This window comes from Curtobacterium sp. MCBD17_021 (genome assembly GCF_003234525.1).
Taxonomy (GTDB): Bacteria; Actinomycetota; Actinomycetes; order Actinomycetales; family Microbacteriaceae; genus Curtobacterium.
On record NZ_QKTS01000019.1, the window covers coordinates 1 to 12,632 of the forward strand.

The window sequence follows — 12,632 nt, forward strand, 5'->3', positions numbered from 1 at the left end:
GCGGGGAAGCGTGGGCGGGGCCGGTCGGACAGGGCGTCCGCCGGCCCCGCGGGGTGTCACTGCTCGGCGGTGAGGGGCAGGTAGACGGTGTCGACCTTGGCGCCCGCGTTCTCCTGGACGATCTTGATGTTGTAGTTCGTCGGAGGGGTGTTGAGGATGCGGTGGATGGTCCACTTGCCGCGTGCGTCGGCGATGCCCGTCGCCGGGTTGATGGGGTTGTCGCCCCAGGCGTAGAGGGTGACCGTCGTGCCGGGTGTCGCGGTCCCGGTGAACGTCTGGTTCCCGGGGGTGAAGGCGCCGCCCGCGTGGCTGGTGACCGTCAGGTCGGCCGGGGCGCCGACCCAGCCGTAGGGTGCGACGCGGATGTCGTCGATCTGGTTGACCTTGCCCTCGGCGGCGGGCTCCTGACGGATGCCGATCCGGTCGTAGTTGGTGTTCGCCAGACCGCGGCGGATGGTCCAGTCACCGGTCTTGCTGTCCGCCTTGGTCGTGATGTCGTACTGCTCGACGGCGGGGTTGTCGAGGCCGAACGGGTTGAACACGATCGTCGCGCCCGGAGTCGCCTTGCCCGCGAAGGTCTGGTCACCGGGGTTGAAGAAATCGCCGTCCTTGAAGTTGGTCAGCTGCAGGTCGCCCGGTGCACCGATGCCGTCGTAAGGGCGGAGGTTCCAGTTCAGGAGCTCGTTGGTGACACCGGCCTGTGGGGTCTGCTTCACCGAGAACAGTGGGTAGGTGGTGTTCGCCAGGCCCCGCTTGATGCTCCACTCACCGAACTGGTCGACCGTGGTCGTCAGGTCCTGCGCAGCGGTCGCGGGGGAGAAGCCGTGGACGTTCAACGTGACCGTCGCGCCGACGGTGCCACGGCCGGTGAAGAGCTGCTCGCCGGGCATGAACGTGCCGTTCTTGACATGCGAGCTGATCTGGATCGACTCCGCTGTGATCGGCGCGGTCGAGCTGGCTGTGGTGGTGGTCGTCAGGGCGCCCTTCGACTTCGCGGTCGCCTGCAGCTCGATCTTGCCCGCACCGAGGCCGGTGAGGTCCCGGGAGAAGGAACCGTCGGCATTCGTCACCGTGAACGAGTCGACCTGCTTGCCGCCGGTCGTGATCGTGACCTGCGCACCCTTCGAGGACTTCCCGGTGACGGTCGTCTTCCCGCCGGTGAACGTGGTCGGAGCGTCCAGCGACACCGCGGCACCGTAGTCGATCTCGGTCGTGGTGGTCTGTGCGCCCTCGATGCCGGTCTGCTCGACCGTCAGCTCGTGCTTGCCCGGACCGATCGGGTCGATGGCGAGCGACCAGTTGCCCTCGTCGTCGACAGTGGTGTCACCGAGGCGCTTGCCGTCCTCGTCCTCGACCTCGATCGTCGCGTCGGCGACACCCGTACCCGAGACGACGGCCTTCTTCGTGATGTCATCCGGGAACTCCACCGACGCGGTCGGGTTCGCGACCGAGGACTTGCCCGGGTTCACCGTGACCGCAGCCGACGTGATGTTCGCTCCCTTGGTCATGCCGCTGACGAGGAGCTTGTACTCCCGGTCTTCGAGATCGTCGATCCAGAGGCGGAACCTGTCGTCTGTGCCGGCACGAACCGACCCGAGGACGTTCTGGGGAGAACTCGTCTCGTATGCCTTGATCTGGGTTCCGGAGGGAGCGGTGCCGGTGACGAGCAACGACTCTCCTGCCGCGACCTCGGGCTCCGAGTCGGACGTGACGGTGACGCCGTCCCCGTAGTCGACCGGGAGTTCGAGTTCTCCGTTGTGGCGATCGCTCCGGATCGTCTGGCTCACCGTGATGTCCCAGACCCCGGCTCGGTTCGGCGGGTTCAGCGGAGTCTGCCAGTCACCGTTCTCGTCGGACTCGGCGGTGAAGGGCAGTTTCTGCTGACCGAACCAGAAGTTGACAGTGGTGTTCGGCTGGGCCTTGCCCGCCAGCTGTGCCACGGTCGCCACGTCCGAGTCGAAGCTGGCGGACGCGCTGACCCTCCGGACCTCGAGTGCCACTTCCACCTCGAGTTCCGCGACGGACTCGCCGCCGTCGAAGGCCTCGATCGAGACCTTCGTGCTCCCGATGGGCAGGCCTGTGAGCTGTGCCATGAAGGAGGGAGATGCGAGAGCCTTGCGGACGTGTTTGTTGCTCCCCTCTTCATCGACCCAAGAGATGTCCACCTCCGTGGTCCGTTCGGGGAGGTACCCGCTGAGGACTGCGGTTCCTGCATTGACATCGATGTCCGACACTTCGGCATCGATCAGCTTCAGGTTCGAGTAAACGGTGGTGTTGGCGCCCTCACGGTTCTCGCCGGAGACCTTCCAGGTCGAACCCATCTTCCAGGTGCTGAGGTACTTGGTCGAGCCCTTGGCGCGTAGGCCGTCACCCTTTCCCGCGTACGGATTCTCGACGGTCGTCCACTCGAACTGCTGCGAATCGGATCCGTCGCAAGGTCTTGCAAGCCAGGCGGCGCGGAGGTCCCCGGCGGTGACGCAGAGATCCGTACCGAAGGGCTTGACCGGTCCTGTCGTCCCCTTCGCAGGGAACGTCCAGATGGTCGCCCTCTCGAGGGCGCCTGCCTCGCTTCCCGACGGTGTCGCGCTGATCTCGCTTCCTGAGGAGGGCTTCTCCCAGGAGAACCACTGGTTCGACAGGTTCCTCTGCACGAGCGGGCCGGTCAGGCGGTCGACCGCTGTCGCTGCTGTCGCCGCTGCCGTCGCGGGGCCGGACGAGAGTCCGGCTGCGAGAGTGGCTGCGGCGACGCCGGTCGCGGCCGCAGCTCGAAGGAATGACTTCATGTGAAGAGGTGTCTTTCGGGGTAGGGCCGCACAGGAGCGCGGCGAATTGCTGGAGTAAGAAATGTCACATGCGATCGCTGTGGGGATGCCGAGTGCAATGTGTACCGCGCAACCTTGCGTCCACCTGGCGCAACTTCTCCCCCCTGGACTTGACGCGCCATTCGTCGCGAGTAAACTTGAGCCCAGCGGACGCAAGTCCGCGTAGACTTCAGCAAGACCACGCACCCGATCGAAGGAGCACCAACACATGGGACGTGCAGTAGGCATCGACCTCGGAACCACCAACTCCGTCGTCTCTGTTCTCGAGGGCGGCGAGCCCACCGTCATCGCCAACGCCGAGGGGCTCCGCACGACGCCCTCGATCGTGGCGTTCACGAAGGACGGCGAGGTCCTGGTCGGCGAGACCGCCAAGCGCCAGGCCGTCACGAACGTCGACCGCACCATCGCGAGCGTCAAGCGCCACATCGGTACCGACTGGAAGGTCGACATCGACGGCAAGAGCTACACGCCGCAGGAGATCTCGGCCCGTACGCTCGGCAAGCTCAAGCGCGACGCCGAGCAGTACCTCGGCGAGGACGTCACCGACGCGGTCATCACCGTCCCGGCGTACTTCAACGACGCCGAGCGTCAGGCCACCAAGGACGCCGGTGAGATCGCCGGCCTCAACGTCCTCCGCATCATCAACGAGCCGACCGCTGCGGCACTCGCGTACGGCCTCGACAAGGGCAAGGAAGACGAGCTCATCCTGGTCTTCGACCTCGGTGGCGGCACGTTCGACGTCTCCCTGCTCGAGGTGGGCAAGGACGAGGACTTCTCCACGATCCAGGTCCGCGCGACCTCCGGCGACAACCGCCTCGGCGGCGACGACTGGGACCAGCGCATCGTCGACCACCTCGTCAAGAAGTTCAAGGACGAGCACGGTGTCGACCTGTCGACCGACAAGATCGCGAAGCAGCGCCTCAAGGAAGCTGCTGAGCAGGCGAAGAAGGAGCTGTCGAGCCAGCTCAGCGCGAGCATCCAGCTCCCGTACCTGACCCTGACGGCCGAGGGCCCGCTCAACCTCGACGAGACCATCTCGCGCGCCCAGTTCGAGCAGATGACCTCCGACCTGCTCGACCGCACGAAGAAGCCGTTCAACGACGTCATCAAGGAGGCGGGTGTCAGCGTCAACGACATCGCGCACGTCGTCCTCGTCGGCGGATCGACCCGCATGCCCGCCGTGGCCGAGGTCGTCAAGTCGCTGACCGGTGGCAAGTCGCCGAACCAGGGTGTCAACCCGGACGAGGTCGTCGCCGTCGGCGCCGCGCTGCAGGCCGGTGTCCTCAAGGGCGAGCGCAAGGACGTCCTCCTCATCGACGTCACGCCGCTCTCGCTCGGCATCGAGACCAAGGGCGGCCTGATGACGAAGCTCATCGACCGCAACACCGCGATCCCGACCAAGCGCAGCGAGACCTTCACGACCGCAGACTCGAACCAGCCGTCGGTCGCGATCCAGGTCTTCCAGGGCGAGCGCGAGTTCACCCGTGACAACAAGCCGCTCGGCACCTTCGAGCTCACCGGCATCGCGCCGGCACCCGCGGGCATCCCGCAGATCGAGGTCACGTTCGACATCGACGCCAACGGCATCGTGCACGTGTCCGCGAAGGACAAGGGCACCGGCAAGGAGCAGTCGATGGTCATCTCCGGCGGCTCGTCGCTGCCGAAGGAGGACATCGAGCGCATGGTCCGCGAGGCCGAGGAGCACGCGGCCGAGGACAAGGCCCGCCGCGAGGCGAGCGAGCGTCGCAACCAGGCCGAGCAGCTCGTCTACTCGATCGAGAAGCTCATCAAGGAGAACGACGACAAGCTCCCCGCGGACGTCAAGTCCGAGGTCCAGGGTGACGTCGACGGCCTCAAGTCCGCACTCGCGGGCGACGACGACGAGGCCGTGAAGACCGCGTTCGACAAGCTCAACGAGTCGCAGGGCAAGCTCGGACAGGCGATCTACGCGCAGAGCCAGGCAGCTGACGCCGCCGGCGATGCGGGTGCGGGCACCGGTGCCGAGGGTCAGACCACCGGTGACGACGAGGACATCGTCGACGCCGAGGTCGTGGACGACGACAACGACAACGACAAGAAGTAGGACACATGACCACCAGCAACGAGAACCCGCAGGACCCGCAGCACGACGGCGCCGACCTGCCCGGAGGCTCGGCTGACGGTGGGCAGACCGGTTCGGGCCCGGCGGACGCTTCCGCCGGGCCCGCCGGGTCCGCTCCCCAGGGTGGGCAGGCACAGGGCGGCCAGGCACAGGGCGGCCAGGCGCCGGGCAACCCGGTCGAGGGCTCCGAGGACGGTGCGACGGCTGACGTCGACGGCACCGAGGACCTCATCGAGGCCGAGGGTCCGGACGTCGAGGTGTCGACGGACGCCCCGCCGGCGAACGACCTCAGCCCCGAGGACGAGGCGCTCCTGGCGGACGCAGCGACCGGCATCGCCGAGGACCGGCTCTCGCCGTCCGACCGCGACCTCGTCGGTGAGATGCGGACGGACATGCTCCGCGCCCAGGCCGAGCTCGTGAACTTCCGGAAGCGCGTCGAGCGTGACCGGGACGCCAACCGCGAGGCCGTCATCGCCGAGGTGGTGCGTGCACTGCTCCCCGCCCTCGACGACCTGAACCGGGCCGAGTCGCACGGCGACCTCGCCGAGGGGCCGATGCAGGTCATCGCCCAGAAGCTCCGCAGCGGGTTCGACAGGTTCAAGCTCGTGCAGATCGGCGAGAAGGGCGAGACCTTCGACCCGAACGTGCACGAGGCGATCGTCCAGCTGCCCACGCCGGGTGCGACCGGCCAGACCGTGGCGGACGTCGTCGAGCCGGGCTACAAGCTCGGTGACCGCGTGCTCCGTGCGGCCAAGGTCGCCGTGGCGGTGCCGGCCTGAGGGTCGGCGACGGTGGAAGGGAGGTGAGCCGTGGCCAGTCAGGACTGGTTCGACAAGGACTTCTACGCAGTGCTCGGGGTGTCGAAGGACGCCTCCGAGGCTGATCTGAAGAAGACGTACCGCAAGCTCGCGCGGCAGTACCACCCGGACTCCAACCCGGGTGACGCTGCTGCAGAGTCGAAGTTCAAGGAGATCAGCGAGGCGTACTCGGTGCTCTCCGACAAGGAGCAGCGCAAGGAGTACGACCAGGTCCGTGCGATGGGCTCCGGCGCTCGGTTCACCTCGGGTGGGCCGGGCGGCCAGGGCGGCTTCGAGGACGTCTTCGGCGGCATGTTCGGTGGAGGCGGCGGCGGACAGCGCGTGCGCTTCGGCCAGGGCGGCGCCGGCGGTGCCGGCGGGTTCGAGGACATCCTCGGCGGCATGTTCGGCGGGGGCGGCTTCGGCCAGAACTCCGGCGGCTTCCGGGGCTTCGGGGGACCGACGAAGGGGCGCGACGTCACCGCGACGACGACGCTCGACTTCGCCACCGCGATCGCCGGCGACACGGTGAAGCTGGCGCAGGGCAACGGCCGGCCGGTGAACGTCCGCATCCCCGCGGGCGTCGCCGACGGGCAGAAGATCCGGCTGCGAGGTCGGGGTGAACAGAGCCCCGACGGCGGCGAGGCCGGCGACCTGGTGGTCACCGTCTCCGTCCGCAAGCACCCGGTGTTCGAGCGCGACGGGCAGAACCTCCGCGTGGACGTCCCCGTGACGTTCGTCGAGGCGGCGCTCGGTGCCACGATCCAGGTGCCCACGCTCGGTGGTGAACCCGTCAAACTGCGGGTCGCGCCGGGCACGCCCTCGGGCCGGGTCCTCCGCGTCAAGGGCCGGGGCGTCCCGGGCAAAAACGGCACCGGTGACCTGCTCGCCACCGTCCAGGTCGCCGTCCCGTCCCACCTGTCCGACAAGGCACGCGCAGCGCTCGACGCCCTCGCGGACGCCCTGCCGGACGAGGACCCCCGCGAGGACCTCCTCGCCAGGGCGCGCGAGTAGCGCGCACCACACCCAGCTGGGAGGCCCGGTGTGGCTCCGTCAGGGAACCGCACCGGGCCTCCAGTCGATCCGGCAAGGAGCGCTCTGATGGCCGACATGGACGAGAACTCGCCCGTCTTCGCGATCGCGGTCGCGGCCGAGCTCGCCGAGATGCACCCGCAGACCCTGCGGCAGTACGACCGGCTCGGCCTCGTCGTGCCCGGGCGTACCCGTGGCGGCTCGCGCCGGTACTCGATGCGCGACATCACGCAGCTCAGGGAGATCGCGCGGCTCGGGTCCGAGGGCGTGTCCCTCGAGGGGATCCGCCGGGTGCTGGACCTCGAGAACGAGAACGCCCTGCTGCGGACGCGCGTCCGCGAGCTCGAGACCGCGCTCGCCGACCAGCTCATCAACCGGCCGGGCGCACGCGTCTTCGCAGCGACGACCACCGGAGCGGCGGTCTCACTCCGAGCCGGCATGCGACCGCAGCGCAACAACGCCGTGGTGCTCTACCGCCCACCGCGCTGATTCCTTCTCCGGTGACATGTGACATACCCCTTCGGTAGCTTCGAGGTGGCTCGTTCGAGTCACCCATCGACACCGAGGAGGAACCATGCGATCCCGACCACCCGTCATCGCGGCCGTGACGGCAGCGCTCATCGCCATCAGCACACTCGTCAGTCCGGTCTCCGGTGCCACCGCTGCGGAACTCCCGCAGCACGAGTCCGCCGAGCAGCGCGGTGCGCCTGAGGGGCCGTCGACGAGGACGATCCCGCTTGTGCCGATCGGCGTCCGCGTCGAGACGAGCACCGAGGGCTTCACGGTGTACGCGACACCGCAGTGCACCCTCGCGACCTACTGCAAGTCGTGGGTCCGCGTCCTCAGCGCCCAGGTCGACAAGTGGCAGGTGAACACCCGGAACGGGTACTTCGTCCGTTGGCCGTCGAACTGGGCCGAGGGGACGTCGCGCTCCGACGGCGTCGTGCTGAGCGAGGCCTGTGACCTCATCAACTGCTACTACAACCTCGGTCGGAGCGCCTCCGTGGGCACCATCACGCGCCCGTACGCCCCGCGAGCGCTGAACGTGTCGGTGGCGAGCAAGGACGACGTCGCCCGCACCGCTCGCGTCCAAGGGTCCGCCACTCCCGGTGCATCGATCCGCCTGAACGGTGACGAGGTCGCGAAGGCGGACTCGTCCGGCACCTGGTCGCACACCCTGACCGGCCTCAGCGTCGGGACGAACACACGCACGTACCAGCAGTACGTCGACGGCACCTACCGCGACCAGAAGTCCGTGTCGGTCACCATCGCCGACCAGGCGCTCACGGCGACCGCGTCGCACGTCGACCCGGTCGCGCGGACGGCGACGGTCTCCGGGAAGGCACCGAACCGCGCGACGAGCATCGACGTCGTCTGGACCCGGAACGGCGTGGAGGAGAAGCGGATCGTCCGGCCGTCGAACGGCTCGTGGACGCTCGACGTCGACGGGTTGGTGTTCGGGCAGAACGCCGTGCGGGTCGAGGCGTTCGCCGGCGCGCAGTCGATCGGCACAGCCTCGGTCGTGGTCGACGTCCCCGCGCCGGCGTTCAGCGCAACGGCATCCTTCCCCGACGACGTGACGAAGCCGGTGACCGTGGGCGGGAACGGTGCTCCCGGGGCCACGGTCGTCGTGCGCGACGGCGACGATGAGCTCGCGCACGCGACGGTCGACCCCGCGGGGGCGTGGTCGGTGACGCTGGCCGCACCCGACCGCGGTGGCGTGCGGCGGGTCGAGGTCGAACAGTCGGGCGCCGGCGTCCCGGCCGCGCGTGCGTCGGTCGACATCGACTACGGTCCCGGGGTCCGGATCACGTCGCCCGGCAACGGGTTCGTCATCCCGCCGGCGTTCCCCGAGGTCCGCATCGTCGGCACCGCGGCCCCGCATGCCGTCGTCCGGCTCAGCGAGCAGGGCGTGGCGGGGAGCGACCTCGGCACCGTGACCGCGAACGACGCCGGTCGTTGGGCGATCACGACACCGGCGCTCGAGGTGCGGAACCAGGCGCTCCTCGCGACGGCGAAGTCCCGCGGTGCCAACACGACGACGGACACCGTGTCCTTGCGCGTCCAGTGATGCCCGGGCTCGGGCCTGCAAGCTCGGCGTGCAGGCCCGGGCCCGCTCTCGTCCTCGCGTGCGTGATCACCTCCGATGCCGGCGATCGTCCCGTCACGGCAGCGGGTCGTCGAAGAGCGCGTCGAAGTCCGCGTCCGCGGACGCACAGCGCCGGTTCGCCTCCTGGAGGGTTCCCGGGTCGAGCGGCGCACCGGGCCGGGCGGACCGCACGTGTGCGATGACGGCGCGGATGCACGACGAGCACATGTCAGCGGTCCGCCGCGTCCGGGTCGGGCAGCAGGTGCGCCGCCCACGTCGCCCGCTCTGCCAGTCGGCCGTCGCGGCAGTCCACGGCCACGCGGAGGGCGACGACGCTGTTCCGGATGTCCGGCCACGGCAGCACGGCGTCGAGCTCCTCGTGCCGTAGCCGGAACGTCAGGCCGTCGAGTGACCCGTGCAGCGTCGCCGTGAGCATCGGGTTCCGGCACTCCTGGATGAAGGTCCGGTAGATCGGGGTCGCGGCGTCCGCCGACGAGCGCCACGACGGTGTCTCCAGGCAGTCGAGCAGAACGCCGAGGCGCCGGAAGAGCACGGCTCGGCTCCGGTCGCCGAGTCGTGGCACCGCGATACGGACGACGCCGCCGAAGAGCAGACCGAGCGCTTGGAGCGCCGGCACGACGTCCTCACGCGCGGGCACGGCGACCCGTGTGTACCGGTTCGCCCGCAGCTCGACCAGGCCGAGGTGCGCCAAGTCGGCCAGGGCCTCGCGCACCGGCGTCCGGGAGCATCCGAGTCGGACCGCGAGGTCCTCGTCGTCGAGGCGGTCGCCGGGGCACAGGGACCCGCGCATGATCTCGACCCGGAGGCGCTCCCGGGCGAGGTCACGCAGCAACGGCCTGGTGTCGGATCGCGGTGCGAACATCGGCCCCTCTCGCCCCTCGGCTGAAGCCCGGTCGGTCCGGACGATCCCGAGCGTAGGGTCCCGTCCAGCCTCCGTCACGTGTGATATACCGCGACTGTCCATCCGGCGGTGCTCGACAGCTCGCGACCACTACCCTCGGACCGTGCCGTCCTTCGACTTCGCCGACCACTTCCGGCGCGACTCCCGGGAACACGGCCCGGACCTCATCGCGATCGACGGGACGGACCGCTTCCTGCTCGACGAGGTACCGCACCTCCACGGCGACGCCCTGCGGCACCCCGGCGCGGTCACGGTCGTCGACGACCGGTACGGCGTGCTCACGCTCGGCGTCCTCGCCCTGCACGGCGCCTCCGACGTGCGGGTCGTCCAGGATTCGCTCGTGGGGGAGCGTGCGCTCGAGGCCAGCGCCGGGACGTTCGGCCGGCGCGGGTTCCACCACCCCGAGGGCTTCGAGGAGGCGTTCCGGGACGCTCGGCTCGTGCTCCTGCGGCTGACGAAGGGGCATGACCGCCTCGACGAGGTCGCCCGGGCCGTCGCACGCTGGGCCGCCCCCGACGTCGTGCTCGTGTGCGGCGGCCGGACGAAGTACATGACGCTCTCGCAGAACGACCTGCTGCGGCGCTGGTTCGGCGAGGTCACCGCGAGCCGTGGCCGGGGGAAGTCCCGGTTGCTCATCGCGTCGGACCCTCGGCTGGACGCCGCCGCGGAGGCCGACCGTGCCGACCCGTGGCCGCGCCGGGTCCACCAGGACGACCTCGACGTGACGATCACCGCGCACGGCGGCGTCTTCGCGGGGACGTCGCTCGACCTCGGCACCCGGGTGCTCCTCGAGGCTGCAGAGGCTGCGGTCCCCGCCGCCAGGGACGTCGTCGACCTCGGGTGTGGCAACGGCGTCGTCGCGACCGTCCTCGCTCGCCGCCGCGCGCACGTCCGCGTCGTGGCGACCGATGTGTCGGCGGCGGCGATCGCCTCAGCGCGGTCGACTGCCGACGCCAACGGCGTCGGCGAACGTGTCCGGACGATCCGCAGTGACGCCGGCGACGAGCTCGACGCGGACACCGCCGACCTGGTGCTGTGCAACCCGCCGTTCCACGCCGACACCACGGTGACCACGGACGCGGCCGAGGCGATGTTCCGGAACGCGGCCGCGATCCTCCGACCGGGCGGTGAGCTGTGGACGGTCTGGAACTCGCACCTGCGCTACCGCCCGGTGCTCGAGCGCACGGTCGGACCGACCCGTCAGGTCGCGCGGACGGCCAAGTACACGGTGACCGCCTCGGTCGCTCGGCACTGAAGCCCTTCCGGACAGCGAACGGCCCCGCCCCGTCGTGTGACGGGCGCGGGGCCGGCGCGGTCGGCGAGCCGGGAGGCTCAGGCCGGGACGTAGTCGAACGTGTCCGGGTCCGGGCCGGTGCGGTGACCCTTGTCGAGGGTCGTGATGTCCGTCATGTCCTCGTCGGAGAGTTCGAAGTCGAAGATCGCGAAGTTCTCCTCGACGCGGGAGCGGGTGACCGACTTCGGGAAGACGATGTCGCCACGCTGGATGTGCCAGCGGAGGACGACCTGTGCCGGGGTCTTGCCCGTGGCTCCGGCGATGCGGACGATGGTCTCGTCGTCGAGGACGAGGCCCTGCGCGATCGGGGACCAGGCCTCGGTCGCGATGCCGTGCTCGCGACCGTAGGCGCGGAGCTCGTCCTGCACGAGGTACGGGTGCACCTCGATCTGGTTGACGGCCGGGGTGACCGTCGTCTCGGCAGCGAGGCGGTTGAGGTGGTGCGCCTGGAAGTTGCTGACGCCGATCGAACGCGCCGTACCGGCGTGGTAGAGCTCCTCGAGCGCCTTCCACGTCGGGACGAAGTCACTCACCGTCGGGAGCGGCCAGTGGATGAGGAACAGGTCGGTGTAGCCGCCGAGCAGGTCGGCCGACTTCTTGCCGTTCTCGGCGGCGAGCTGCGGGTCGTGGAAGCCGTTGTTGAGCTTCGACGTGACGAAGATCTCCGAGCGGTCGATGCCGGACTCCGCGATGGCCTCGCCGACCTCCTTCTCGTTGCCGTACATCTCGGCGGTGTCGATGTGGCGGTAGCCGACCTCGAGCGCGGCCAGGGTGGCGGCCTTCGTCTCGGAGGGGTCGATCTGGAAGACGCCGAAGCCGAGCTGGGGGATCGTGCGTCCGTCGTTGAGCGTGATGTTCGGAACGGTCATGTCCCCAGACAACACCCGCGCGGCTCACAGACGTTGCGGGAAGACCCAGGGCCCGGTGGCTACTCGAGCGCCGCGGTGATGTAGGCCACCAGGGCCTCGCCGTACGCGATCGCCGGGTCCGTCGCGGCGAACGTCCGGTCGGCGCCGCCGATCGTCGCCGACACCGTGTGCAGGGCGCCTCCGGCCGGCGTGACGGTCCGGGTCAGTCCGACGAACGCGGGCCCCAGGAGGTCGCGCAGCTGGTCCTCGCGGGGGAGCCAGAGCGACTCGTCCGCCGTCACCGAGTCGAGCGCCCACTCCGTCGTGCCGTTGAAGCCCAGGATCGTACCGGTCGGGTGGTCGTGCCGTTCGACGGTCATCTCGGACACGGTGTAGACGTCCTCGTCGACGCCCGGCTTGTCGATGACGAAGCGGTCGCCGGTGTCCGGGTGCCAGCGGAGGCCGGCGTCACGCAGGGAGCGGGCGAGTTCGACGCTGATCATGCGCTCCACCCTGGCACTCGGGGGTGCGGTCCGGCCGGGAGGCCCGTGGCAGGTGACCGTGGAGGTCGCGGCCGGTGGACCGCACGTTCCGCACCTCGGACCACGATGCCGGGTAGCCGTACTAGCATCACCGAGCATCCTCACGTGCGACCGCCCGCCGGTCCGCGTGCGCGACGCGACGACGCCCGGGCGACCGGTGCCGTGCCTCCCGGCCGTGGCCGACG

At 69.7% G+C, this 12,632-nt stretch carries 12 protein-coding genes; 7 read left to right on the forward strand and 5 right to left on the reverse strand.

Annotated features, from left to right (window positions below):
- Nucleotides 1–56: 56 nt before the first annotated feature.
- Nucleotides 57–2,093, reverse strand: coding sequence for an Ig-like domain-containing protein (locus DEI83_RS14195; RefSeq protein ID WP_146243356.1), 2,037 nt, complete (start codon nt 2,091–2,093; stop codon nt 57–59).
- Between the two features lie 175 nt (nt 2,094–2,268).
- Here DEI83_RS14195 and DEI83_RS15760 point away from each other — a divergent pair, with 175 nt between their 5' ends.
- The 6 genes from DEI83_RS15760 to DEI83_RS14225 all read left to right on the forward strand — a co-directional run bounded on the left by DEI83_RS15760 (nt 2,269) and on the right by DEI83_RS14225 (nt 8,823).
- Nucleotides 2,269–2,787, forward strand: coding sequence for a hypothetical protein (locus tag DEI83_RS15760; RefSeq protein ID WP_146243357.1), 519 nt, complete (start codon nt 2,269–2,271; stop codon nt 2,785–2,787).
- Between the two features lie 243 nt (nt 2,788–3,030).
- Nucleotides 3,031–4,905: a molecular chaperone DnaK gene (gene dnaK, locus DEI83_RS14205; RefSeq protein ID WP_111082599.1), complete on the forward strand. Its 1,875-nt coding sequence runs from the start codon at nt 3,031–3,033 to the stop codon at nt 4,903–4,905.
- A gap of 5 nt (nt 4,906–4,910) precedes the next feature.
- On the forward strand, nt 4,911–5,702 hold the full coding sequence (locus DEI83_RS14210; RefSeq protein ID WP_111082600.1) for a nucleotide exchange factor GrpE: 792 nt from the start codon (nt 4,911–4,913) through the stop codon (nt 5,700–5,702).
- 30 nt (nt 5,703–5,732) lie between these two features.
- Nucleotides 5,733–6,734 carry a DnaJ C-terminal domain-containing protein gene (locus tag DEI83_RS14215; protein WP_111082601.1) on the forward strand — a complete coding sequence of 334 codons (1,002 nt, stop codon included), beginning with the start codon at nt 5,733–5,735 and terminating at the stop codon, nt 6,732–6,734.
- A gap of 96 nt (nt 6,735–6,830) precedes the next feature.
- Nucleotides 6,831–7,241, forward strand: coding sequence for a heat shock protein transcriptional repressor HspR (locus tag DEI83_RS14220; protein WP_111082632.1), 411 nt, complete (start codon nt 6,831–6,833; stop codon nt 7,239–7,241).
- Nucleotides 7,242–7,326: 85 nt separating this feature from the next.
- Entirely contained in the window at nt 7,327–8,823 is a 1,497-nt protein-coding gene (locus DEI83_RS14225) for a hypothetical protein (protein WP_111082602.1), read from the forward strand.
- A 93-nt stretch (nt 8,824–8,916) separates the two neighbouring features.
- Here the strand turns inward: DEI83_RS14225 and DEI83_RS16055 are convergent, their stop codons facing one another.
- The gene (locus DEI83_RS16055; RefSeq protein WP_181431245.1) at nt 8,917–9,069 is read right to left on the reverse strand and encodes a hypothetical protein; all 153 of its coding nucleotides are present in this window, start codon (nt 9,067–9,069) and stop codon (nt 8,917–8,919) included.
- A gap of 1 nt (nt 9,070) precedes the next feature.
- Complete coding sequence (locus DEI83_RS15765; RefSeq protein WP_220036809.1) at nt 9,071–9,724, reverse strand: GntR family transcriptional regulator; 654 nt, start codon at nt 9,722–9,724, stop codon at nt 9,071–9,073.
- 142 nt (nt 9,725–9,866) lie between these two features.
- On the opposite strand from DEI83_RS15765, the gene DEI83_RS14235 reads away from it, so the two are divergent.
- Nucleotides 9,867–11,018 carry a class I SAM-dependent methyltransferase gene (locus DEI83_RS14235; protein ID WP_258371235.1) on the forward strand — a complete coding sequence of 384 codons (1,152 nt, stop codon included), beginning with the start codon at nt 9,867–9,869 and terminating at the stop codon, nt 11,016–11,018.
- Nucleotides 11,019–11,095: 77 nt separating this feature from the next.
- On the opposite strand, the gene DEI83_RS14240 is transcribed toward DEI83_RS14235, so the two are convergent.
- Both DEI83_RS14240 and DEI83_RS14245 read right to left on the reverse strand, forming a co-directional pair.
- Nucleotides 11,096–11,926, reverse strand: coding sequence for an aldo/keto reductase (locus tag DEI83_RS14240; protein WP_111082604.1), 831 nt, complete (start codon nt 11,924–11,926; stop codon nt 11,096–11,098).
- 59 nt (nt 11,927–11,985) lie between these two features.
- Entirely contained in the window at nt 11,986–12,408 is a 423-nt protein-coding gene (locus DEI83_RS14245) for a pilus assembly protein CpaE (protein ID WP_111082633.1), read from the reverse strand.
- Nucleotides 12,409–12,632 lie beyond the last annotated feature (224 nt).